This is a genomic window from Thermomonas sp. (assembly GCF_019104945.1).
In the GTDB taxonomy this organism is placed as follows: domain Bacteria; phylum Pseudomonadota; class Gammaproteobacteria; order Xanthomonadales; family Xanthomonadaceae; genus Thermomonas.
In genome coordinates, this window is sequence record NZ_JAHRWW010000017.1 from 1 (window position 1) to 22,948 (window position 22,948).

Genomic DNA, 22,948 nt, shown 5'->3' on the forward strand with positions numbered 1-22,948 from the left:
GTCAGTCGCGTGGAGTTCGCTCTGGCTCTTGCTCTCCAAGCACGTGCAGGCTGTAGATTTTGATCTTGATCTTGTTGCAAAAACGAAATTTTCTTGTCGTTAAGCGAGTTCAATAATTGGCTTGCTAGATCGTGAGTGATTATAGTCATCACTGGCCTTGCAAGGGAGCGCGATTGATTGCTCTTCACAGGGCTAACGCCTGAGTTAAGCCGACACGCGCAGTGGCGGCGAATGCCTGCTAGCGTAGCGCAAGCAGGCATTTGACGCCACGAAGCGGGTTCGGCTTGAACGAATTGTTAGGCCGCGTGCCACAACTGCCGCGCCCACCGAGCGAGCATAACTCGCGACCCTGACCGCGATGGGATTGTACTTGCAGTTGGCGCCTGTAGAGTCTCGTGCGTCTTTCGGGCTCATCGGCTTCCCTGAGTTGAACGGCGCCGTTGTGCCAGAACCTTGAGGCTTATGGCACTGATGATGAGGGCAGCGGGAAGCAAAAAAATGAGGAGCAGAAGGCTCCAGAGGGAGCCAAAGCGCAGGGCGGCAATGAGTGCTGTAATGCCAAGGAGCGTCAGCGTCAACAGCACAATGGACAAGACGATAAGCTGGTCCGCCGCTTTATCTAGCTGTTGTGGGTCAGGTGGCATGCGAGATCACAGATAGCGGCCTAACACCTGAGTTAAGCCGCGCCGCGAAGCGGCGTCGGCTTGGACGAATTGTTAGGCAGCTCCCAGCTCACCACCAGAACCAAAGCGGAAGGCTGCCGTGCTTGCTGCTGCCAATGGAGAAATCGCCGCGGCCCTCGGGAATGCCCGCAATGCCCCGGCACAGTGGCTCCAGCCAACTCGCGCCCACTGTAAAGCAGGCTGGCTCAATTTCCGGCGGGAAACTCCAGATTTGCGGCTCGGGGGAGCAAGACACCCGAAGCTTCTGCGGCGCAAGCCAAGGGGCGCGGCCACCCTGATTGTTGGGAACAGACAGCTGTGCGTGATCAGGCGCAGAGATCTGGACGGTGCGGTGGGCGCCAAGGCTCCCCGCAAGCTCCTGAAGCAACGCTAGTAGCGAGGCGCACCCGGGCTCATCGGCGTTGAGATGCCACCCCGGGTAGTTTCGCTCGTTGGCCGTGTACCGCCAAAGCGAGATGCGTCCTTCTTGCTTCCACACGCGTCGATCTTCCTGAGCTGCCTAACAACTAATTGATCCCCAAAACGGGATGTGAACAAGTATGCACATTGTGGTGGGTTGAAGCTAGTCGGGGAAAACTGACCTTAAAACAAGCTGTTAGCCGCTGGCGACAGAGAGTCACTGCCGCCAGCATATCTGCCACAAAACTCCAAAAGCGGGATGTGGTGTGGATACTCCGTCGATATGGATGTCAAAACAGGGTGTAACGCATCAGCCGGCGCAATCACCTGGGTTGCTTGAGGCGATCCGTCAACGCTGCCGGGTGAAGCATTACAGCTTGCGTACTGAGCAGGCGTATGTGGCTTGGGTATGGCGGTTTATTCAAGCCAACGGCGGTTCGCATCCACGGGCCATGGGAAAGGCTGAGGTGGAGTTGTTTCTTACACGGTTGGCCACGGAAGGGAAGGTGGCCGCTTCAACGCAGAATCAGGCGCTGGCGGCGTTGCTATTTTTGTACCGCGAAGTATTGGTGTTGGATCTTCCTTGGATGGACGATGTGGTGCGAGCGAAGCGGCCGCGTCGGGTGCCGGTGGTGCTTTCTCGTGCTGAGATGGACCGTTTACTGACGATGCTGGATGGCCAAACATGGCTTATGGCGGCATTGTTGTATGGCTCTGGGCTGCGCTTGTTGGAGTGTTTGCGTCTGAGGGTGAAGGATGTAGATTTTGATCGCAGTGAAATTACTGTGCGTGCTGGTAAGGGGAATAAGGATCGACGCGTTCCGTTACCGCAACGGTTGCGAGAGCCGCTGCAGCAGGCGGTAAGCAGAGTGCGCGTGCTGCACGCACAAGATCGTGCGGCTGGGGTGTCGGGCGTCTGGTTGCCGCAGGCGCTAGAGCGAAAATACCCCAATGCGGGGTTGGAGTTGGCTTGGCACTACGTGTTTCCTGCAATGAGGCTTTCAAGGGATCCAAGCTGTGGCGTAATGCGCCGACATCATGTCGATGAGGCCGTTTTACAGCGCGCTGTGCAAATGGCGCGCAAGAAGGCAGGGATTGATAAGCCCGCAACGTGCCATACGCTTCGCCACTCGTTTGCTACGCATCTGTTGGAAGCAGGCTACGACATCCGCACCATTCAAGAATTACTTGGACACAAAGACGTCGCTACAACGCAAATTTACACCCATGTGCTGAATCGCGGTGGGCAAGGTGTGCGCAGTCCGTTGGATGGATAAGGTTATGGCGATACAGTGGAAATTTGCAGTGTGGCTTTCGGGGCAATTCCGCGTTCAAGGTCTTTCAGCGTCGTGCGTAGAGATCCAAGGGTGAAGTTGTTACTGCTTGTGTCCTGCGTGGGGTTTGTATGCAGTGAGAACGTTGTAGGGCGTCCTTTTGCAGGTTGCCAGCGAAGTTCGACTTCAGCATCGCCAGCCCAGATGCACTGCACGTTAGGTGGGCAGCGTGAGTCGTTGATGAGTTGCAGATAAGTGATTTTGCCACCATCCGAAAGTAAATATTGGCCACCGATAGGCAGCGTTACCGTGAGAGGGTGGGCTGCATCATTGGGCGGTGGTGTTTGCATTTGTGTGGCACTGGCGGCGCAGCCAGTTAGCAAGATCAGCGGTAGAAGGCGAGTAATACGAAGCATGGCAGGTGCTCGATGTCTGACCTTTCCATTGGATCGCGAAGTGTGGCCAAGTGCAAGATAATGCGTATGGTTGATGGAGCAAGCTTCGCAGTCGCGCCGCGAAGCTCGCGCCGCGCTTATATGTTTGGTGCCAATGTGGTGAGCAGGCCGCGCGCGCACTGGAAACGCGTAGCGACGTCAGGTAGTTCCAACGTGATGCGCAGTTTATCTGGGCCGTCCATCTTGTAGTGTTTGGGTTGGCCTTGAATCAATTGAATCACTGCCATCGGGTCGACATGGGGTTTCTCCACAAACTGCACGCGGCCGCCATTGCTGCCAAGGTCCAACTTCTTGATGCCTAGTCGGGTAGCGTCGAGTTTTAATTCGGCAGCGGCGAACAGGTGCTTGGTCGCATCCGGCAGCAGACCGAAACGGTCAATCATCTCCACCTGTAGCTCGCGCAGTGCATCCGCGTCGCGGGCAGCGCTAATCCGCTTGTATAGGGTGAGCCGCGCGTGCGGGTCGGGCAGGTAGTCATCGGGGATCAGTGCCGGGATATGTAGGTCAACATCGGCGCCAAAGCGGTCATCGTCATCCGCATCAGGCAGTTTGCCCTGTTTGATCGACTTCACCGCGCGTTCCAGCAGCTCGGTGTAGAGGCTGAAGCCGACTTCGGCCATCTGCCCGCTCTGGCCTTCGCCCAGCAGCTCGCCGGCACCACGAATTTCCAAATCGTGCGTGGCCAATGTAAAGCCTGCGCCAAGCTCATCCATCGAAGAAATCGCCTCCAGCCGTTTCTTCGCATCCGCAGTGATGCTGCGGCCGTCCGGCACCAGAAGGTAGGCGTAGGCGCGATGGTGGCTGCGGCCCACACGCCCGCGCAGCTGGTGTAGCTGCGCAAGGCCGAACTTGTCGGCGCGATTGATCAGGATGGTATTGGCATTGGGAATGTCGATACCAGATTCGATGATGGTCGAACACAGCAGCACATTGGTGCGCTGCTTGTGGAACTCCAGCATCACCCGTTCCAGCTCGCGTTCGTGCATCTGGCCGTGGGCGATGTCGATGCGTGCCTCCGGCACCAGCGCCTGCAGCTCGTCGTGCATGCGGCCGATGCTCTCCACGTCGTTGTGCAGGAAGTAGACCTGGCCGCCGCGTGCCAGCTCGCGCTGGAAGGCTTCGCGCAGCAAGGCATCGTCCCAGACGTGGACGAAGGTCTGCACCGCGAGGCGATTGGCCGGTGGTGTCGCGATGATCGACAGGTCGCGCAGGCCGCTCATCGCCATGTTCAGCGTGCGCGGGATCGGCGTGGCGGTCAGGGTCAGCAGGTGCACATTGGCGCGCAGCTTCTTCAAGCCTTCCTTCTGGCGCACGCCGAAACGCTGCTCTTCATCGACGATGACTAGGCCCAAATCCTTGAACTTCACGTCCGGTTGTAGCAGGCGATGGGTGCCGACGATCACGTCGAGTTTGCCCTCGGCCAGCTTCACCAACTCCGCGTCGATTTCCTTCTTGCTCTTGAAGCGTGACAGCACTTCGACCTTCAGCGGCCAGTCGGCGAAGCGGTCGCGGAAGTTGCGGTAGTGCTGCTCGGCGAGCAGCGTCGTCGGCACCAGCACCGCCACCTGCTTGCCGGCGCTTGCCGCGGCGAAGGCGGCGCGCACCGCAACTTCGGTCTTGCCGAAGCCGACATCGCCGCAGACCACCCGGTCCATCGGCTGGCTGGACTGCAGGTCGCGCAGCACCGCTTCGATCGCGGCGTGCTGGTCGGGGGTTTCCTCGAACGGGAAGGTGGCGGCAAACGGCTCGTACATCGCCCGGTCGACGTCGATCGCAAGCCCGGCGCGGGCCTGCCGCTTGGCCTGGATCTCCAGCAGCTCGGCGGCCACGTCACGCACCTTGTCGGCGGCTTTCTTCTTGGCCTTGGCCCATTGCTCGCCGCCAAGGTTGTGCAGCGGCGCGGTGTCGGGGTTGGCGCCGGAATAGCGGCTGATCCTGTCCAACTGCGCCACCGGCACGTACAGGCGATCGCCCTTGGCGTATTCGATGTCGAGGAACTCGCCGGGCAGGCCGCCGATGTCCATCGCCACCAGCCCGCGATAGCGGCCGACGCCGTGGTCTTCGTGCACGATTGGTGCGCCCAGCGAAAGCTCGCCAAGGTCGCGGATGATCGCTTCCGGCTCGCGCCCGGCGCGTTTGCGGCGGCGCGGCTGCGATGCGCGTTCGGGGAATAGCTGGCGCTCGGTGAGCACGCACAGCTGCGGCGCGTCCAGAGCGAAGCCGTCGTCAAAAGCAGCAACGGTGATGGCGAAGCGGGGTGCGGTATGGTTCGCAAAATACCCCACGAAATTCGGTACGTTCTCCGGCACCAACCCGCCTGCTTGTAGCACCTCGCGCAGACTCTCGCGGCGTCCAGCGGAGTCTGCGGCGATCAGCACGCGGCCGGGATAGGTCGCAAGAAATTGTTTGAGGCTGTCGCCAGAAATATGATCTTTCTGTGTAAGGGGCAGTGCTGGCGCGGGCTGCACTGGGAGCGTATGCGCCTCGGTAGAGCGCGCGTGCTGCGCGTTACAAATTTCGATACGCCCATTTTGGTTGAGCCGCTCGCGCAGCGTATCGGGCGCAAGCCAGAGGTCTTGCGGCGGTAGCAGTGGCCGTTCGATGTCGTGGCGCAGCTGGTCGTAGCGGTGGTTGATCTGCTGCCATGCAGCGTCTAAGGCTTCGCTTGTGCCCTCGCAGAGTACGGGGAGCACGCTGCTGCTGAAGTAGTCGAATAGCGTTTCGGTGCTTTGTGCTGCTCCGCGCTTGGGCGCAAAGAACAGCGGCAAATAGTATTCAATCCCCGCAGGAGCAAGGCCCGCTTTGAGATCTTGAACAAGCGCGCTGCGTCGTGTGTCGATGTCAAAGCGTTCACGCAGCGCATCCAGCGCGTGCTGGACGTGGGTGTCGTCCATTGGAACTTCGCGGCCGGGAAGAAGATCAATGAGCTCGATTTTTTCAAGTGACCGCTGGGTGTCGGTGTCGAAGGTACGGATGCTATCGATCTCGTCATCCAATAACTCGACTCGAAACGGGGTATCTGCACCCATCGGGTAGATATCCAGCAGGCCGCCCCGGACGGCAAAATCACCGGGGTCATAGACCTGCGGCACGTTGCGATAGCCAGCGGCTTCTAAGCGCCGCTTTTCAGCATCCATATCGAGACGCTGCCCAACGCGCACGCTAAAGCGGCTACCTAATATGTGGCTATGCGGCGCGATACGCTGCATCAATGTAGTGATGGGGACCACCACGATGCCTTGCTGCAGCTCCGGCAAGCGCGCCAAGGTGGCAAGGCGCTGGCTCACAATCTCGGGGTGCGGGCTGAAGCGGTCGTAAGGGAGCGTTTCCCAATCGGGGAAGCCGTGGATTTGCAGCCGCGCATCATCGTTTGCAAGCAGGCGCAGATCGGCTTCTAAAGCAGCAGCGCTCTGGTTGTCGCGGGTAATGGCTAGCAGCGTTCCGGAATAGGCGATGGCAGCGGCATGAATCGCGCAGGCCAGTGCGGTTGAGGACGACGGCGCGCGCCAGAATGCGCGGTTTTGCCCAGCGCGAGGAAGCGGAACAGGAAATGACAGCGGAGATTGCGGCATTCAAAAGCACCAATAAACACAAGCGCCGGACGCAACGCGCCAGCGCTAGAAAATGAAGTTGTCAGGTGGAGTTTAACGGTTACCGGGTGAAGGCTGCAGTGGCGCAGCCAGCGGCGGCAACTTGGGCTTAGGTGGCGGAATATCAAGAACCACACGAACCAGCCCAGCTTCCGCGGTGGGCTCACTACGAAAACCCAGCGACTGCGCCAAAGCCTGCATGGGCATATTAGATTCAAGGACGTCGCCGTACACGCGCTGCACCTTACGGCCTTTCGCCCAGCGCACCAAGCGGCGCATTAGGTGGCGGCCTAATCCCATACCGTTGACGTAATGGCTGACAAGAATTGCGAATTCTGCGTCTTTGCCGTTCGCGTCGATCGTGATGCGCGCCACCGCGCCCACCAAGGCCTCCCCCGGTGGCAGCGGCTCGGCGGCGACCAGCGCGAAGTCGCGGCGCGGATCGGGCCGGGTGAGTTGATCGGCCTGCTTGCTGGTTAGCTCCTTCATCGGATGCAAGAAGCGCTGGCGAATTTCGTCGGGTTCGAGCAGCGAAAACGCCGCCCGCATCGGGTCAGCGTCCTCCGGCCGGATGGGACGGATCAGGAGGTCGCGCCCGTTAGCGAGGCGGACATTTTCGTGCCACGGAGGCATGCGGTTGCGTGCGGCCATGTCGGAATCATCGCGCGGTAAGTGTTAAAAAAATGAATGGCAGATGTCTGCCCTTCGGCTGGGTGTAGCGGTTCAGACCGTTGGAGTATGCCGCTTGTTCCGCAGGAACGACAGGGCCGAAAGCCCCCCCACCAGCAGAGCACCCGCCAAAATTCCGGTAAGACCATTGAGTAGCGATGACCACAGCCACGACAACGCACCCGCGCTGAGGGCCTCAATGGCGTGGTGAAGTGGGCCAATGCCGTGGGCCAAAATGCCGCCGCCCACCAAGAACATTGCGGCGGTGCCAATGACCGAAAGGGCTTTCATAAGTTTGGGGGCAAAGGCGAGGACAAAGCGGCCAAGGCTGCGGCTGAAAGCGCCAGCACTGGGGCGAATGAGATGCAGGCCAAGATCGTCTAGCTTGACGATGCCGCCCACAAGACCGTACACGCCCACGGTCATTACCAATGAAATAGCAGTAAGTACGCCGAGCTGGGTGGCAAAGGCCTTTTCTGCAACCGTGCCCAGCGAAATCACGATGATTTCCGCCGAAAGCACGAAGTCGGTGCGAATCGCACCTTTGATTTTTTCCTGCTCGAAGGCGAGTAGGTCCATGGATGGGTCGGCAACGACCTGCGCAAGCATGTCGTGGTGCTCGACAGCTTCGGCCTTATGCAAAAATTTATGCGCCAGCTTCTCGGCACCTTCAAAGCAAAGATACGCCCCACCCAGCATCAGCAGCGGCAGAATCAACGGAATGGCGAAACCACGTGCTTCCAGCCAGCCCTCCAGCGCGGCGATGATTAGCGCTGCGGGCACGAGGATGGCTTTATTGACGAGTGAGCCTTTGGCCACGGCCCATACCACCGGAAGCTCGCGCTCGGCGCGCACACCGCTGACCTGTTCGGCGTTGAGTGCTAAGTCATCCCCAAGCACGCCAGCCGTTTTGCCGCTGGCGACTTTAGTCATGCTGGCAATATCGTCCAGCAGGCTGGCGATGTCATCGAAAAGGGCAAAAAAGCTGGAGGCCATAGGAGGTCAACAAGTGGTGGCCGCAGATTTTCGCATAACTTTGAAGGCGGCTTATACGGGTGCTTTTAGCCAATCCACGCGGGTGCTTGCACCGGCCTCGCCCAGTGCGGTGCATAAGGCTTCGAGGGCAGGGCGCATTTGGCTATCGAACTGCCAAGGCGCATTCAAAATCAGCATGCCACTACCGTTCATGCGCAGCGGAGAGTCGTCGGGGCGAACCAACAGCTCTAGGAGCAGCGCGGATTTTGCGGGTAGCTGTGCTGCCGCGCGCCGGAATGGCTGCAAGGCGCGCCCTTGTTTGATCGGATACCACAGCGCAAACATGCCCTGCGGCCAGCGCGACAGGCCTTCACGAAGCGCTTGCAGGGCGGTGTCGAATTCTGCCAATTGGGCCTCGTAAGGAGGGTCGATCAGCACCAATCCGCGAGCATATTTAATGTTGCCGTGCTTGGGAGGAAGCAGGGCTTTGAGCGCGGCGTAGCCATCGCTGGGGTGTACGCTGATGCGCGGTTCACGACTGAAATGCCCCTTAAGCACGGCGGCTTCTTCTGGCTGCAGTTCACAGGCGGCGATGCGGTCTTGCTCGCGCAGTGCGTGTGCCAGTAGCCACGGTGAGCCGGGGTAGGCATCGCTACCGTGTTGGCTGCGGCAGGCGCGGATCGTGGCCAAATAGCGCTGGATCGCCGGATGGCGCGGGGCCTCGGCCTGTAGCCTGGCGATACCGTCGAAGGCTTCGCCAGTCTTTTGTGCGGCCTCGCTTTCAAGGCGATATAGGCCGCGCCCCGCGTGAGTATCAAGGGCGAAGCAGGGGGCGGGTTTGGCGGTCAGCGCGTCGCATAGCGCCAACACCACAACGTGCTTGAGAACGTCGGCGTGGTTGCCTGCGTGAAAGGAATGACGGTAATTCATGGGGCTATTGTCGCATTCACCATGACCGATGGCCCACGCGGAGTGAAATTCGGGCTGGCAAGCTCTCCTTCCATATAAATCCTTTGGGGGCGATATGAAGCGTTGGGCGTTATCGGTGGCTTTGGTGGTAGCTTGCGCGGCGAATGCGCAGGAAAAAGTTGATTTGGACATGACGGGGAAAATCCGTCAGGAAGCCTTTCAGCGCTCACAGGTAATGGCAACGCTTAATCACCTCACCGATGTCATTGGCCCGCGTTTGACGCTGTCTCCAGCCATGTTGGAAGCCAACCGCTGGTCACGCTCCAAGTTCACCGAGTGGGGGTTGTCGAATGTGCATGATGAAGCCATCGACGACCTCGGCCGTGGCTGGGTGTTCACCAATGCCAGCATGGAGATGCTGGCGCCGCGCGCGATGCCACTACACGCAATCCCCAAGGCGTGGACGCCGGGCACCAGTGGTGCAGTTGAGGGCGAGGCTATTTTGGTCAAGCTAGAATCCAAAGCAGACTTGGAAAAGTGGAAGGGTAAGCTGAAAGGCAAGATTGTGTTTACCGACGACTTGCGTGCTTACAAGCCCAATGAAAAGTCCGATTTCCAACGTTACGACGGTGCAACGCTAGAAGAAATGCTGGCCTTCCCATTGCCGAAGGCGCGTGATATTGACCCGGCAATGATGGCGCGCTTCCGTGCGCGCATGGAAATGGCACCGCTGATCAATCAATTTTTGATTGACGAAGGTGTGGCGGCCACGGTGTCGATCAGCAGCTGGAATGATGGCATCGTGCGCGTGATGGGCGGTGGTTCACGCAAAGCCGGGGAATCGGTGGGCGTGCCCGCGTTGGTGCTGATGGCCGAACACTACAACACGGTGATGCGTGCACTGGAGCGTAAAGAGCCGGTCAAGCTGCGTGTCAACGTGGACGCGCGTTTCATAGACGAGGCCAATCAGCCCGGCTATAACACCATTGCAGAAATTCCTGGCGTTGGCCCGCAGAAAAATGAAGTGGTGATGCTCGGCGCGCATATGGACTCTTGGCATGCCGGTGCCGGTGCCAATGACAATGGCGCAGGCGTGGCGGTAATGATGGAAGCCATGCGCGTACTGAAGGCCGTTGGTGCCAAGCCGAACCGCACCATTCGCGTAGCGCTATGGACGGGTGAAGAGCAGGGGCTGATTGGTTCGCAAGAATACGTGAAGAAGCACGTGGCGAAGTTTGAAGAACCCAAAGACCCAGAACAGAAGGCTATCCCCGCGTTCTTCCGTCAAAACAAAGGCAAGTTAATCAAAGGCAATGAGTACGAAAAAATTTCTGCGTACTACAACCTTGATAACGGTAGCGGCAAGATTCGTGGCATCTACGCGCAAGAAAATTTGGCCGCAGCACCTATTTTCCAAGAGTGGCTGAAACCGTGGAACGACGTGGGCGCTACGATTGTTACCCAGCGCAATACTGGCAGCACCGACCATGTGAGTTTTGACGCCGTGGGTGTGCCTGGCTTCCAGTTTGTGCAAGATCAGCTGGATTATTTCAGCCATGTGCACCACACCGATTTGGACGTGCAAGATCACGCGGTGGAAGATGATCTGAAACAGGCGTCGGCGATCATTGCTTCGTTCGTCTATAACACCGCCATGCGCCCGACAAAGCTGCCGCGCAAGCCGGTGGCGGGGAACTGAGTTTTAACAATACACGCAGTATCAAGAAAGGGTCGGTCTCTACCGGCCCTTTCTTGTATCGAGACTTAGAGCGTTTCTACTTTGAGTTGAAGGCCAAGTCCCAGCATGTCTTCGGGCTCGCTTTCGAGGTCTGCACGCAGCAGTGGGTGGCTATGCAGCCAGCGTTTGTCGATGCGTAACAGCAGCTGTTCGCCTTGCGCACGCAGTTGCAGCGTGGGTGGAAGCTCGTCTTGGCGCGCGCGGTGCAGCAAAACAGCCAGCCGCAGCAGGGCGGCCGTATGCCGCGCGCCCGACAATAGGCGGTCTGGGATCATTTCAAAAGCAGATTTCGACACACTGCGCCGGTGGCTGCGTACCAAAGCGGCAAGATAGCGCTGCCCCTGTTGCGAGAACCCCGCAATATCTGAATGCTGCAGCACATAGGCACCGTGATTGTGATAACCACTATGCGCGATAGCGAGGCCCACTTCGTGCAAACGCGCGGCACGAACCAGCATGGCGCGGTCATCGCTAGAGAGGGGCCATGTGTCGCAAACCTGCTCAAACAGTTGCAACGCTGTGCATTCAACCCGCTCGGCTTGCGCGGCATCCACGCCGTAGCGCTGCATCAACGCGGTCACAGATACATCGCGTGGGTCGTCGGCGCCGCCACGGCCGAGAAGGTCATAGAGTACGCCCTCACGCAGCGCGGCTTTGCTTACCTGTAGGCGGCTAAGCTTAAGTGCGTTGAAGACGGCTTCCAGTACCAAGATGCCACCCGCAATGATTGGGCGACGATCATCGGAAAGAGTGGGTAGGTCGATCTCATCAATCTTGTCAGCGCGCAGCAGAGTGTCGCGAATCTGTGCGACGGCTTCAGGCGTGATCGCGCCTTTGGTGAGCTTCATCGCCACGCAGATATTGCTAATGGCTTTGTGCGTGCCCGAGGTGCCGATGGCTTCGTCCCAACCTAGGCTGCGGTAGGTGCTGGCGAACTGCTGGAATTGCACGGTGATTTCAGTAAGAGCCGCGTTCCAACGCTTACGTGAAAGTTTGCCGCCGGGGAAGAACCGCAGCGTGCTAGCCACGCAGCCCACTTGCAGGCTCTCGCGTTCGAGTGGGGTGAAACCGGTACCGATGATGCATTCGGTAGAGCCGCCACCGATATCGATCACCAGCCGCTTTTGTCCTTCTTCCGGGGGCTGTTCATGCGCTACTCCGAGATAGACAAGGCGCGCTTCTTCGCGCCCAGAAATCACGTCGATACCATGCCCCAGCGCGGCTTCAGCAGGAATAAGAAAGCGCTCTGGCGCACGCATTTGACGCACGCTATTGGTGGCCACCACGCGCACATGACGCGAAGGGATATTGGCAATACGTTGACCAAAGCGCGACAGGCTGGCCAGCGCACGTGCTTGTACATCCGGTGATAGGCCACCGAGGGCGTTGAGGCCTTCGGCCATACGCACGGTTTCGCGTAGGCGATCGACGATGCGCAGTTGGCCAAGTACGCGCTGCGCCACCACGATATGAAAGCTGTTAGAGCCTAGATCGAGTGCGGCTAAAAGATCACCTTCGTGCAGATTGGGATGCTGTTCGGCAGTGGTATTGATCATTGAGTGAGTGCCTCCAGCATGGCCTGCTGCGCCGAGAAGGGCGTTTCACCGTGCTGCGCCACGCAGCGTTGGTAGTGGCCATCGGCCTGTAATTGCCACGCGTTTTGATTGTCGGCAAGATAATTGAGCAGGCCTTCGCGCAGCACGCGGTGTGCAATGGCGGGGTCTAATATCGGGAATGCGGTTTCTACGCGGTGTAGCAAGTTGCGCTCAAGCCAGTCGGCTGAGGTGCAGAACAGGTCGGGTGTTCCATCATTGCCAAACCACCAAACGCGATGGTGTTCTAAAAATTGCCCCACGATTGAACGCACGCGGATATTGTCCGATACACCCACAATACCGGGGCGTAGCGCACAGGCCCCGCGTACGATTAGGTCAATTTGAACGCCCGCACGCGAGGCTTTGTAGAGTGCGCGCACCACATGCGGTTCATTAAGTGCATTCATCTTCGCCACGATGCGCGCTTGCTTACCTGCGCGAGCGTGTTCGGTTTCGCGTGCGATGCGCTCCAGTACGCCTTTGTGCAGCGTAAACGGCGATTGCAGTAAACACTTGAGTGTCAGTGGTGCGGCCAGCCCGGAAAGCTGTTGGAAGATCAGATGCACGTCGTGGCCAATATCGGCATTGGCGGTCATTAGCCCAAAATCGGTATAGGCGCGCGCGGTGCCGCTGTGGTAATTGCCGGTGGAAAGGTGCACGTAGCGGTGTAGTGCACCGCCTTCGCGCCGCACGATCAACAGCATTTTGGCGTGCGTTTTATACCCCACCACACCATACACCACCTGCACGCCCGCCTCTTGCAGACGGTCGGCAAGGCCAAGGTTGGCTTCTTCATCAAAACGTGCGCGCAGCTCTACCACTACGGTCACGTCTTTGCCGTTACGCGCCGCTTGAATAAGGTGCTCAACGATGGGGGAGTGTTTGCCCGTGCGATAGAGTGTTTGCTTGATCGCAAGTACGTTTGGGTCTTCCGCTGCTTGGCGAATTAGCTCAAGCACCGGAGTGAAGCTGTCGAATGGATGGTGCAGCAGAATGTCGCCCTGCTGGATTTGTTCGAACATGCCATCCATGCCGTGCGGTAGGCGCGGTTGGAAGGAAGGAAACTTCAGGTCCGAGCGCTGCACCATGTCATAGACTTGGCCAACGCGGTTCAAATTGACCGGGCCGTTAATTTTGTAAACCGCATTGGGTGCAAGATCAAAATTGGCCAGCAGACTGTTTACGACATCCTGCGGGCAGGCTTCGTCGATCTCCAACCGTACCGCGCGCAGGTAGCCACGTCCTTGCAACTCATCGCGCAGTGCCAGCGCAAGGTTGTCCATATCGTCTTCATCAACGATCAATTCTGAATTGCGCGTCACCCTGAACTGATGCGCGCTTTTTACCGTCATGCCAGGGAAAAGCTCGTGGACGAAGGCCGATAAAATGGTGCTAAGAAAAACAAAATTATGAAATGCGTCGCCGTCACCATCGGCATCGGGAAGCCGAATGATACGTGGCAGGGAACGCGGTGCACGCACCACGGCCAGATGGCTCTCGCGGCCAAACGCATCGCGCCCTTCCAATAGCACGACAACGTTGAGCGACTTATTGAGAATTTTTGGAAAAGGGTGCGCGGGATCTAAGCCCAGCGGTGAGAGCACCGGCAAAATTTCACTGAGAAAATAGTGGCGCAACCATTCGGTTTGTTCGAGCGACCACTCATCTTGTTGTAGCAGATGGATGCCTTGCGCCGCGAGTGCTGGGCGCAGTTCCTCGTAGAAGCATTGATACTGGCCCTGCACCAGCGCCGCCGCGTGTTTGTGGATACGCTCGAGCAGCGCCGCCGGAGCGATGCCATCCATCCCGGCTGCGATATTAAATTCTGCGGCGTGATGCACCGCGCCACCGCGGATTTCAAAAAACTCATCCAAGTTTGTGCACGAAATGCACAAAAAACGCAGCCGCTCGAGTAGGGGCAAGGCGGCATCCTGCGCCTGCGCAAGCACGCGAAAGTTGAAGTCGAGCTGCCCAAGCTCGCGGTTGCTGTACAGCGATGCGTCGCGAAGATTGGGTAGGTCGGCGTGCTGGGTCATGGTGGTGTTGTCGAAGGGGCAGGGGGGCGGGGTAGTACGCGGTTGGCGCTGAAGTGACATGCAAAGGTACTGCCAAACCCGAGTCTGCTGTCAACGTGGAGCTGCGCTTGATGCAAGCCCAGTACATGTTTAACGATGGCCAGCCCCAACCCGGTGCCGCCGGTGGCGCGTGAGCGGCTTGTGGACACGCGGTAAAAACGCTCGGTCAGGCGCGGTAGGTGCGCGGGAGCAATGCCGGGGCCGGTGTCTTGTACGCTTAGCGTCACCCCACCTTGCGCGGTGGATGCGAGCCGAATGCAGATCTCGCCGCCTTCTGGGGTATAGCGAACGGCATTGCTGACAAGATTGGAAAATGCGCTGTGCAGCTCTTTGTCTGCACCGAGCAGGTCGCACTGCGCGGTGTCTTCAACCCGAATCTGGTGGCGCTTGCCGCTCAACATCTCCGCTTCGCGGCGCAGACTGGCAAGCAGCGGGGCGAGTGCTACGTGCTCTTCGGGTAGGGTGTCGCGGGTCTCCAGCCGCGACAGGGTAAGCAGATCTTCCACCAGCTGGGTCATGCGTTGCGATTGGCTGCGCATTTCGCCGAGTAGAGGTGCCCATTCGGGGTGTTCGTTGGCGTCGAGAAGGTCGAGGTAGCCATGGATCACGGTCAGCGGTGTGCGCAGCTCGTGCGACACGTTGGCCACAAAGTCACGGCGCATGTCTTCTAAATGCAGAAGCTTGCTGACATCGCGCGCCACCAGCATCCATAGGTCGTCCGAATACGGCAGCAGGCGCAAACTCAAGCGTAGGTTGGGATCAACAGGAGAGGCTACGTCGGCCAACGGTGTTGCGTTGCGCCCTGCGGTGAGCCACTGGGTAATGGGAAGCGGCTGCAGCGCGCTGGCCACGGGTGCGTGGTAGTCCGCAGGGTAATGCAGGCCCAGCAGCGGCGTGGCGGTTTGGTTGAACCACTGCACGCGCTGACTGTTGCGTTCAATCAGCACCACAGCGTCGGGGAGGGCATCGGCAAGGGCGCGATACGCGCGTAGCATCGACAGTAGGCGGCGCTTGCGATTGCGCAATTCGGTTTGGCGGCGCAGCAATAAACCATCCAGCATCGCCCACGCATCTTGGCCGCGCGCAGGCTTCAGGCGTTTGCGCGAAATGAGGTGCAGCAGCAGACGGTGCAAGCGCCAGCTCTGCCACAACACAACGCCGAGTAAGGTCAGCGAGAGAACTGGCCAAAACTGGTGGATAAGTGCGCCTACGGCGCCTCCAATGGCGAGGATCAGCAATAGCCGTAGCAGTGAAAACAGCCAAGCGTTACGGCTAGACTGCGCCATCACGATGCCGCCGAGAAACGATAACCAGCGCCGCGTACGGTCTGCACCATATCGGCCAGTTGCGCCGGTTCTAGCGTTTTACGTAGGCGCCTAATATGCACGTCAACTGTGCGTTCTTCCACATACACGCTGCCACCCCAAACGTGGTCGAGTAATTGCGAACGCGTATACACTCGCTCGGGGTGGGTCATAAAAAAGTGCAGAAGCCGGTATTCAGACGGGCCAAGCTGTAGCTGCATGGCTTCATTGTCAATATCGGCAAATACGCGCTGGGCCGCGCCGTCGATACGCAGTGCGCCAATTTGGATGTTGCCATCGGCGTCATCCTCGCGCGAGCGACGCAGTACAGCGCGAATGCGAGCCAGCAGTTCACGCGTGGAAAAAGGTTTCACAACGTAGTCGTCCACCCCGGCTTCCAACCCGTTAACGCGGTCGTTCTCTTCGCCTCGGGCGGTGAGCATGATGATAGGAACTTCGCGCGTGAGTGCATCGCGCCGCCAGCGGCGTGCAAGATCAAGGCCGCTGCAGCCGGGGAGCATCCAATCCAGCAGAATCAGGTCGGGGACGCGTTCGGCAATTTGCAGCTGGGCTTCCTGCGCGTCGCTGGCCTGCATAGGGTTGTGGCCATCTTTGCGCAGGGTGAAGGCCAGCATTTCGCGAATAGCGGGTTCGTCCTCAACAATCAAAATGTGCTTTTGCATGCGGTCAACGAGGGCCGTAATGAAGATGTGGTGCCATTACACGACGAAACGATGACAGTTTAGTGACGAAATGCCCTCGCGCGCACGCCCAAGCGGCCGCTCACTTCTTCATCGCGTATTCCTTGGCGGCGCAGTTCAAGCACGGTGGGGGTGATCGCAGCGATGCGTGCATCGATACGGGCGCGCGCGTAATAGTCCAAGTCGTCGCGTTTTTTGAGGTTATTCAGCTGCACCAGCGCCTGTTCGGGGCGGCCCCCCAAATAGGCGGCTTCGGCCCAAGCCTCACCCGCGCGGACAGGATCTCCGGCGATTTCATTGGCGCGTGCATAGGCCTGCTGAAACGCCGGGTCGTTACTGCTGCTGCCCAATAGTGGGCGCAGCACGGCAACGGCTTTTTCTCCCGCGTCGCGGGTATTGCGCTCGGCCAGGAGCCGCGCATAGCTCAGCGCCAATGCGCGGTGGGTGGGCATGCGCGCAAGCAAGGTTTTGAAGCGTTGATCGGCGTCTTGGCTCTTGCCGGTGTGGGCTTCTGATTCGCCCATTGCGATCTGGAGCCATAAATTATTGGGCTGTGCTTTCAGTAGCGGGGCCAGCTCTTGCAGTGCTTCTGCATAGTGTCCGGCCTGCTGGTGGGCAAAGGCGAGGCCGTAGCGGCGCGCATCATCCAGCGGCTGCTTGCTGCGCATTTGCTGGTATTCGCGAATGGCCTGTGCGGGGGTAGATGCGCTAAGTACGCGCAAACGCTCGCGCGCCCAGCCGAAGTCGCCGGTATTGCCCTGGCCTTGGCGGCTGCGCGTATTGGTGGAAATTTGCAGATTAGGGGGGAGCAGCGGGTTGTTGCTGGGCAGGCTGGCGCTACTGGCCAGCGCAGGTTCCAGCTTGGCCGCACGTTCGCGCGCTTCGCTGATACGGGCAAGGGTCAGTGGGTGGGTTTGCAGATAGCCAGGCACCGCCGCACGCTCATCACCTTGGTTCATCCGCACCACGCCCTGCATGGTGACGAAAAAATCGGCCATGGCTTCGGGGTCGTAGCCCGCGCGCGCAAGCGTGCGAATGCCAATACGGTCGGCCTCGGCTTCATTGTCGCGGGTGTAGTCGATTTGCCGCTGCTGCAGTAGGCCTAGCCCGGTCACCAGTGCAGCGGAGGTGGCATCACCGCTGGAATTACCGCCCGCCTTTTGCGCCGCAACAATCGCGCCTAGGGTGGCCAGCAGAATGGGCAGGCTTTCGCGCTGGGCTTTTTCTGCGCCGCGCAGCACATGCTGCTGGGTTACGTGAGCGATTTCGTGGCCCAGCACACCGGCCATTTCATCTTCGCGATCCGCCGCTAGGATCAGCCCGGCGTTCACCGCGATATAACCGCCCAGCGTGGCAAACGCGTTGATCTGGCGTTCGCGCAGCAGAAAGAAGGTGAAACTTTGCTGCGGCCGGTCACTGCTGCCTGCAAGCCGCTGGCCCACGTCGGTTAGCCAGCCGTCCAACAACGGGTCGTCTAACACATAGCCTTCATGGCGCAGCTGGGCAAGCACCATCGCCCCGTATTCGGCCTGCTTTGCGGGCGATAAAATCGTGCCTGCCGACGAGCCAATGTCCGGCAGACGCTGTTCTTGCGCAGCAGCGGCGGCGCTCACGGCAAGGGCAAAAGCGACGGTGGCGTGCAAAAGGCGTTTTTTCATGCGAACAGAATGCCCTGTTTGCGAAACTAATGCGTGGACGGAGCTTGAATGGCTGGAAAATAGCATTTTCATCCCCATCTTTGACCTCAACCACCTTGCAATGTTCCGGAGATATTTGTGAGCAACTCGCCCGTTATTACGATCTATAGCACCGCCGTTTGCCCTTATTGCGTCATGGCCAAGAACTTTTTGAAGAGTAAGGGCTATAGCTGGACGGAAGTGCGCGTGGACACCGATCCGGCAGAGCGCGAAAAGATGGTGGCACTCACCAAGCGCACCAGCGTCCCGCAAATTTTTATTGGCGACGTGCATGTGGGTGGGTATGACGACATGATGGCGCTGCAGCGTGACGGCAAATTGGAGCCGCTGCTGGAAGGCAAGGCCGCATGAGCGACACCGAAGACCGCGTGCGGGAGTTCACCGAGTTCCGCCAGCGGATGAACAAACGCATCTTGGACGAGCCCAATCAGGTCGTGCGGCGCTTTTTTGCGCTGGATACGCAAACCTACCAAGAAGGCGCGCTCAGCGTTAAAACCAAGGAATTATGCGGCCTGGTGGCGTCGCTGGTGCTGCGTTGCGATGATTGCATCAGCTACCACGTGGCCCAGTGCAAAGATGCTGGCGTGAACCGCGACGAGATGTTTGAAGCCTTTTCAATTGGTCTGGTGGTAGGCGGGTCGATTGTGATCCCGCACTTGCGTCGCGCGGTCGATTTCTTGGATCGCTTGGAGCAGGGCGCAACCGAAACGCCGCCTGTACACGATCACGGTTGAGACTGGCTTCGCAGATGCAAAAGCGCTGCATCTGTCATAATCGCACGTTATAAACCCATTGCTGCCACGCCCCATCGCGTGGCAGCGCACTGTCTGGAAACTGGAAAATGACGACTATTACTGTCATCCGTGGCGACGGAATCGGCCCGGAAATCATGGACGCCACCTTGCATGTGCTCGATGCAATGCAGCTTGGGCTTTCATACGAAGACGCAGACGCAGGTATGGTCGCGCTGGAAAAGCATGGTGAGCTGCTTCCAGAAGCCACACTGGCCTCCATCGCAAAGAACAAGATCGCACTGAAGTCGCCCCTCACCACCCCAGTGGGCGGTGGTTTTACTTCGATCAATGTGGCGCTGCGCAAGCATTTCGACCTCTACGCCAATGTGCGTCCGGCGACCTGCTTCCCCAATACCAAATCGCGTTTTAGCTCGGGCGTTGATCTGATCACCGTGCGCGAAAACACCCAAGGCGTGTATATCGGTGAAGGCCAAGAAGTCACCGCCGATGGTGAAACTGCAGTGCTCACCTCGCGCGTCACCCGCCACGGCTCCGAGCGCATCGTGCGCTACGCCTTCGATCTTGCGCGCAAGACCGGGCGCAAGAAAGTTACGGTGGTGCATAAAGCCAACATCATGAAGTCCACCTCGGGCCTGTTCCTGAAAACGGCACGTGAAGTGGCGGCGCAGTACCCCGACATTCAGTGCAACGAAATGATCGTGGACAACACCTGCATGCAGCTGGTGATGAAGCCGGAGCAGTTCGACATCATCGTTACCACCAACCTGTTTGGTGACATCATCTCCGACCTGTGCGCCGGGCTCGTGGGTGGCCTTGGCCTGGCCCCGGGTGCAAACATCGGCACCGACGTGGCGATTTTCGAAGCCGTGCATGGTTCTGCGCCGGATATCGCCGGTAAAGGCGTTGCCAACCCCTGCGCGCTGCTACTCGGTGCGGTGCAGATGCTCGATCATCTGGGCATGCCGGAACAGGCCGCCCGCCTGCGCAAGGCAATTATCGGCACCTTGGAGGCGAAAGACTCGCTCACCCCAGATCTCGGTGGTGAAGGCAGCACGATGAGCTTTGCCAAGGCGATTGCCAGCCGGATCTGAGCGCCGGTTGAATGAGTAAGAGAAAAGGACGCCGCAAGCGTCCTTTTTTCATGGGGATATGGCGAACCGACATTGTGCAGTGCGGCAGTGTACGGGATAATTCGCATCTCTTTATGCGGATATAGCGATGAAAGTTCGTCCCGATGCGTGGGCGCTGACGCCCCTGCTGCTTTTTTTGGCGCTGTTCTTTGGGGCGGGCCTGTACTACTCGGCACAAGGGCTGCCGATGGCGTTCTATCAACTGCGCGCGCCGGTGGCTATCCTGCCTGCGATCGCGTTAGGCCTGTGGCTGGCGCGTCGGCGCGGTTTGCCCGCACAAACAACGCTCCTGAAAGGCATTGCTGATCCAGACATTATGCAGATGTGCCTGATTTTCCTGCTGGCGGGCGCGTTTGCCATGGTCACCAACAAAATTGGCGCTGTGGATGCGGTTGTCTCGCTGGGCATTGGCGGGTTGCCGCCGGTGCTGATCCTGCCCGGTATTTTTCTACTGGCCGGGTTCTTGGCGCTCTCGGTGGGGTCATCGATGGGCACGATCGCGGCGGTTGCGCCGATTGCGCTGGGTGTGGCCGACGCGTCCGGGTTGTCGCGCGCGCTGGTGATGGGGGCGGTGATTGGCGGCGCGGCTTTTGGCGATAATCTCTCACTGATCTCCGATACCGCGATTGCGGCGGCACGCACCCAAGGCTGCACCGTGCGTGAAAAATTTCGCGAAAACGCAAAGATTGCGCTACCAGCGGCGCTGCTCACGCTGGTCGTGCTGGGGTTTGTAGGTGAAGCCTCGCCAGTACAGAGTGCAGACGATGCCTCGCCGTGGCTGCTTGTGCCGTATGTGCTGGTGCTGATCCTCGCACTAGTGGGGCTCGACGTGCTGGTTGTGCTTGGCGTTGGCCTGATGGTGGCGGCGCTCTTTGGTGCGGGCTTTGCGCAGCATGGCTATAGCGTGGCCGAGTTCTCAGGCGATATTTATGCAGGCTTCGAAAGCGTCTTTGAAATCACCTTGCTGGCACTTTTAATTGGTGGGCTGGGCGCGTTGATCAAATCGGCGGGCGGGTTGGCGTGGATCGCGCAGACGATTGCAAAAATTGCGCGCGGAAATGACGGTAGGCGTACCGGCGAATGGAGTATCGCCGCACTGGCAACGGTGACCGATGTGTTTACCGCCAATAATACGGTGGCGATTTTGATCAGCGGAGGGCTGGCACAGGACATCGCGGAGCGGCATGGCGTGCCGCCTGCGCGGGCGGCCAGTGTGCTGGATATCTTCGTTTGCGCGGTGCAAAGCCTACTGCCTTACGGCGCGCAGATTCTACTTGCGGCTTCGCTTGCCTCGCTATCTCCGCTGGAGCTGGTAGGCAAGGCGCACTATTGCTGGGCATTACTGGTAATGACCGTTGTAGTAATGCTGTGGCCTGCTAAAAAACAGGTGAGAGATGCTGCTGCACTGCCAGCGCAGGCATAAGGGTCGTGGCATAAAAAAGGCGCCTACGTGGCGCCTTTTTTAATAACGATGTAGCGGGATCAGTTGCGTGACTGCAGTTTAGACAGCAGACGCAAAATTTCTAGGTACAGCCACACCAGTGTTACCAGCAGGCCGAACGCGGCATACCACTCCATATACTTCGGTGCGCCCTGTTCTACGCCCTGTTCAATGAAGTCGAAATCCAGCACCAGATTCAGTGCCGCAATCACAACAACAAAACCCGAGAACGCGATACCGATCAAGCTGCTGTCGTGGATGAAACTCATCCCCTTAAAGCCGAAAAAGCCCAGCCCGATTTGCACCAAATACAGCAGCGCAATGCCGCCAGTGGCCGCTACAACGCCTAGTTTGAAGTTCTCGGTGGCTTTCACCAACCCGCTGCGGTAGGCCATGAGCAGGGCGGCCAGAGTGCCGAAGGTGAGCCCTACCGCCTGCATCACAATGCCGGGGTACTTCACTTCAAACATGGCCGATGTGGCACCCAAGAACAGACCTTCCAGCGCTGCATAAAGCGGTGCCGTGACGGGGGACCAAGTTTTTTTGAAGATCGTGACCAGCGCCACGATAAAGCCGCCAATTGCGCCGCCCCAAACATAAGGCATGATCGCGCCGGGGTTACCTGCAGCCATTGCGGTGGAAAATTGGGTCCAGCTGAACATCGCACCGATAAGCGTCAAGACCAGCAAAAATGCGGTTTTATTGACGGTGCCGTTCAAGCTCATTGCATCGGCACTGTTTCTAACAATGCTGCCGCTGCCAAGGTCAAGAAATGTATTTTCGGAAAGGGCGGGGTTGCCGCTACGCATGAGATCCATCCTGTGCCAATACCGGCGGATGCCGGGAACCCGTGGAGCATAGCCTGCATGCGTGCAGCTTGCCACTAATGAGTTACGACAAGATGGTGCGAAAGGGGGGACTCGAACCCCCACGCCTTGCGGCACTGGAACCTAAATCCAGGGCGTCTACCAATTCCGCCACTTTCGCAGGTCTTTCTAAAAAACCAGATTGTTCTAACAACAACGCCCGGCATGTGGCCGGGCGTTGCAAATTTGGTGGGCCGTCAAGGATTCGAACCTTGGACCAATTGATTAAGAGTCAACTGCTCTACCAGCTGAGCTAACGGCCCGTGAGAAGCGGAATTGTAAACATCGATTTGATTGCATGCAAGCAATTTTGCAATCAAATTTTTGAAGAGTGGGGTGGCTGAAGGGACTCGAACCCTCGACAACTGGAATCACAATCCAGGACTCTAACCAACTGAGCTACAGCCACCACATAAAACAAACTTTCATTTGGCGCGCCCGGCAGGAATCGAACCTGCAACCCCCGACTTAGAAGGTCGGTGCTCTATCCGGTTGAGCTACGGGCGCCCGTTCCGAAAAGTGCATCGGGCAACGCCGGAATGGTCGGGGTAGAGGGATTCGAACCCCCGACATCCTGCTCCCAAAGCAGGCGCGCTACCAGACTGCGCTATACCCCGCCAGATGGAACCCAAACATTCCAGCCGTCGCCGCATTGTTGCGATTACTGTCCTTCGAGGCACGCCAGTGCAACG

Annotated in this window: 17 protein-coding genes and 5 tRNA genes; 6 read left to right on the forward strand and 16 right to left on the reverse strand. The window is 58.7% G+C overall.

Features of this window, described 5'->3' with window-relative positions:
• Positions 1-1,369: 1,369 nt before the first annotated feature.
• A complete protein-coding gene (locus tag KUL77_RS04840) occupies positions 1,370-2,359 on the forward strand; it encodes an integron integrase (protein ID WP_297144181.1) in 990 nt (329 codons plus the stop codon).
• A 2-nt stretch (positions 2,360-2,361) separates the two neighbouring features.
• Here the strand turns inward: KUL77_RS04840 and KUL77_RS04845 are convergent, their stop codons facing one another.
• The 5 genes from KUL77_RS04845 to rlmJ all read right to left on the reverse strand — a co-directional run bounded on the left by KUL77_RS04845 (position 2,362) and on the right by rlmJ (position 8,975).
• On the reverse strand, positions 2,362-2,772 hold the full coding sequence (locus KUL77_RS04845) for a hypothetical protein (RefSeq protein ID WP_297144182.1): 411 nt from the start codon (positions 2,770-2,772) through the stop codon (positions 2,362-2,364).
• A 116-nt stretch (positions 2,773-2,888) separates the two neighbouring features.
• Positions 2,889-6,383 (reverse strand): transcription-repair coupling factor, encoded by a 3,495-nt coding sequence (mfd, locus tag KUL77_RS04850; protein WP_297144183.1) that lies wholly within the window; start codon positions 6,381-6,383, stop codon positions 2,889-2,891.
• A 72-nt stretch (positions 6,384-6,455) separates the two neighbouring features.
• Positions 6,456-7,052 carry a GNAT family N-acetyltransferase gene (locus tag KUL77_RS04855; RefSeq protein ID WP_297144184.1) on the reverse strand — a complete coding sequence of 199 codons (597 nt, stop codon included), beginning with the start codon at positions 7,050-7,052 and terminating at the stop codon, positions 6,456-6,458.
• Between the two features lie 72 nt (positions 7,053-7,124).
• A complete protein-coding gene (locus KUL77_RS04860) occupies positions 7,125-8,066 on the reverse strand; it encodes a DUF808 domain-containing protein (RefSeq protein ID WP_297144185.1) in 942 nt (313 codons plus the stop codon).
• A gap of 51 nt (positions 8,067-8,117) precedes the next feature.
• A complete protein-coding gene (gene rlmJ / locus KUL77_RS04865; protein WP_297144186.1) occupies positions 8,118-8,975 on the reverse strand; it encodes a 23S rRNA (adenine(2030)-N(6))-methyltransferase RlmJ in 858 nt (285 codons plus the stop codon).
• A 94-nt stretch (positions 8,976-9,069) separates the two neighbouring features.
• On the opposite strand from rlmJ, the gene KUL77_RS04870 reads away from it, so the two are divergent.
• Complete coding sequence (locus KUL77_RS04870; RefSeq protein ID WP_297144187.1) at positions 9,070-10,653, forward strand: M20/M25/M40 family metallo-hydrolase; 1,584 nt, start codon at positions 9,070-9,072, stop codon at positions 10,651-10,653.
• A 65-nt stretch (positions 10,654-10,718) separates the two neighbouring features.
• Here KUL77_RS04870 and KUL77_RS04875 read toward each other — a convergent pair whose 3' ends face one another.
• The 5 genes from KUL77_RS04875 to KUL77_RS04895 are packed head-to-tail and all read right to left on the reverse strand — an operon-like array spanning position 10,719 to position 18,025.
• Positions 10,719-12,248, reverse strand: a complete 1,530-nt coding sequence (locus KUL77_RS04875; RefSeq protein WP_297144188.1) for a Ppx/GppA phosphatase family protein — start codon at positions 12,246-12,248, stop codon at positions 10,719-10,721.
• On the reverse strand, positions 12,245-14,323 hold the full coding sequence (gene ppk1, locus KUL77_RS04880; protein WP_297144189.1) for a polyphosphate kinase 1: 2,079 nt from the start codon (positions 14,321-14,323) through the stop codon (positions 12,245-12,247). Before ppk1 ends, KUL77_RS04875 begins: the two co-directional genes overlap by 4 nt.
• Positions 14,320-15,648: a phosphate regulon sensor histidine kinase PhoR gene (phoR, locus tag KUL77_RS04885; RefSeq protein WP_297144190.1), complete on the reverse strand. Its 1,329-nt coding sequence runs from the start codon at positions 15,646-15,648 to the stop codon at positions 14,320-14,322. Before phoR ends, ppk1 begins: the two co-directional genes overlap by 4 nt.
• Positions 15,648-16,349, reverse strand: a complete 702-nt coding sequence (gene phoB, locus KUL77_RS04890; protein ID WP_297144191.1) for a phosphate regulon transcriptional regulator PhoB — start codon at positions 16,347-16,349, stop codon at positions 15,648-15,650. The genes phoR and phoB overlap by 1 nt, the downstream gene beginning before the upstream one ends.
• Before the next feature lie 59 nt (positions 16,350-16,408).
• Positions 16,409-18,025 (reverse strand): M48 family metalloprotease, encoded by a 1,617-nt coding sequence (locus KUL77_RS04895; RefSeq protein ID WP_297144192.1) that lies wholly within the window; start codon positions 18,023-18,025, stop codon positions 16,409-16,411.
• Between the two features lie 111 nt (positions 18,026-18,136).
• On the opposite strand from KUL77_RS04895, the gene grxC reads away from it, so the two are divergent.
• From grxC to KUL77_RS04915, 4 genes are all read left to right on the forward strand, one after another.
• Positions 18,137-18,415, forward strand: a complete 279-nt coding sequence (gene grxC / locus KUL77_RS04900) for a glutaredoxin 3 (protein WP_297144231.1) — start codon at positions 18,137-18,139, stop codon at positions 18,413-18,415.
• Positions 18,412-18,798 (forward strand): carboxymuconolactone decarboxylase family protein, encoded by a 387-nt coding sequence (locus tag KUL77_RS04905; protein ID WP_297144193.1) that lies wholly within the window; start codon positions 18,412-18,414, stop codon positions 18,796-18,798. Before grxC ends, KUL77_RS04905 begins: the two co-directional genes overlap by 4 nt.
• Positions 18,799-18,905: 107 nt before the next feature.
• Positions 18,906-19,910: an isocitrate dehydrogenase gene (locus KUL77_RS04910; protein ID WP_297144194.1), complete on the forward strand. Its 1,005-nt coding sequence runs from the start codon at positions 18,906-18,908 to the stop codon at positions 19,908-19,910.
• Between the two features lie 127 nt (positions 19,911-20,037).
• Entirely contained in the window at positions 20,038-21,372 is a 1,335-nt protein-coding gene (locus tag KUL77_RS04915; RefSeq protein ID WP_297144195.1) for a Na+/H+ antiporter NhaC family protein, read from the forward strand.
• 59 nt (positions 21,373-21,431) lie between these two features.
• Here the strand turns inward: KUL77_RS04915 and KUL77_RS04920 are convergent, their stop codons facing one another.
• The 6 genes from KUL77_RS04920 to KUL77_RS04945 all read right to left on the reverse strand — a co-directional run bounded on the left by KUL77_RS04920 (position 21,432) and on the right by KUL77_RS04945 (position 22,873).
• Positions 21,432-22,199: a Bax inhibitor-1/YccA family protein gene (locus KUL77_RS04920; RefSeq protein WP_297144196.1), complete on the reverse strand. Its 768-nt coding sequence runs from the start codon at positions 22,197-22,199 to the stop codon at positions 21,432-21,434.
• 93 nt (positions 22,200-22,292) lie between these two features.
• Positions 22,293-22,377 (reverse strand) — tRNA-Leu (locus KUL77_RS04925).
• 66 nt (positions 22,378-22,443) lie between these two features.
• Positions 22,444-22,519, reverse strand: a tRNA-Lys gene (locus KUL77_RS04930).
• Positions 22,520-22,588: 69 nt separating this feature from the next.
• Positions 22,589-22,665, reverse strand: a tRNA-His gene (locus KUL77_RS04935).
• A 21-nt stretch (positions 22,666-22,686) separates the two neighbouring features.
• A tRNA-Arg gene (locus KUL77_RS04940) sits at positions 22,687-22,763 on the reverse strand.
• Between the two features lie 33 nt (positions 22,764-22,796).
• Positions 22,797-22,873, reverse strand: a tRNA-Pro gene (locus KUL77_RS04945).
• Between the last annotated feature and the right edge of the window lie 75 nt (positions 22,874-22,948).

Bases quoted from the DNA above. Each gene is read 5' to 3' on its own strand.
- KUL77_RS04840 (WP_297144181.1), top strand. From the start codon at position 1,370: ATGTCAAAACAGGGTGTAACGCATCAGCCGGCGCAATCACCTGGGTTG.
- KUL77_RS04845 (WP_297144182.1), bottom strand. From the start codon at position 2,772: ATGCTTCGTATTACTCGCCTTCTACCGCTGATCTTGCTAACTGGCTGC.
- mfd (WP_297144183.1), bottom strand. From the start codon at position 6,383: ATGCCGCAATCTCCGCTGTCATTTCCTGTTCCGCTTCCTCGCGCTGGG.
- KUL77_RS04855 (WP_297144184.1), bottom strand. From the start codon at position 7,052: ATGGCCGCACGCAACCGCATGCCTCCGTGGCACGAAAATGTCCGCCTC.
- KUL77_RS04860 (WP_297144185.1), bottom strand. From the start codon at position 8,066: ATGGCCTCCAGCTTTTTTGCCCTTTTCGATGACATCGCCAGCCTGCTG.
- rlmJ (WP_297144186.1), bottom strand. From the start codon at position 8,975: ATGAATTACCGTCATTCCTTTCACGCAGGCAACCACGCCGACGTTCTC.
- KUL77_RS04870 (WP_297144187.1), top strand. From the start codon at position 9,070: ATGAAGCGTTGGGCGTTATCGGTGGCTTTGGTGGTAGCTTGCGCGGCG.
- KUL77_RS04875 (WP_297144188.1), bottom strand. From the start codon at position 12,248: ATGATCAATACCACTGCCGAACAGCATCCCAATCTGCACGAAGGTGAT.
- ppk1 (WP_297144189.1), bottom strand. From the start codon at position 14,323: ATGACCCAGCACGCCGACCTACCCAATCTTCGCGACGCATCGCTGTAC.
- phoR (WP_297144190.1), bottom strand. From the start codon at position 15,648: ATGGCGCAGTCTAGCCGTAACGCTTGGCTGTTTTCACTGCTACGGCTA.
- phoB (WP_297144191.1), bottom strand. From the start codon at position 16,349: ATGCAAAAGCACATTTTGATTGTTGAGGACGAACCCGCTATTCGCGAA.
- KUL77_RS04895 (WP_297144192.1), bottom strand. From the start codon at position 18,025: ATGAAAAAACGCCTTTTGCACGCCACCGTCGCTTTTGCCCTTGCCGTG.
- KUL77_RS04905 (WP_297144193.1), top strand. From the start codon at position 18,412: ATGAGCGACACCGAAGACCGCGTGCGGGAGTTCACCGAGTTCCGCCAG.
- KUL77_RS04910 (WP_297144194.1), top strand. From the start codon at position 18,906: ATGACGACTATTACTGTCATCCGTGGCGACGGAATCGGCCCGGAAATC.
- KUL77_RS04915 (WP_297144195.1), top strand. From the start codon at position 20,038: ATGAAAGTTCGTCCCGATGCGTGGGCGCTGACGCCCCTGCTGCTTTTT.
- KUL77_RS04920 (WP_297144196.1), bottom strand. From the start codon at position 22,199: ATGCGTAGCGGCAACCCCGCCCTTTCCGAAAATACATTTCTTGACCTT.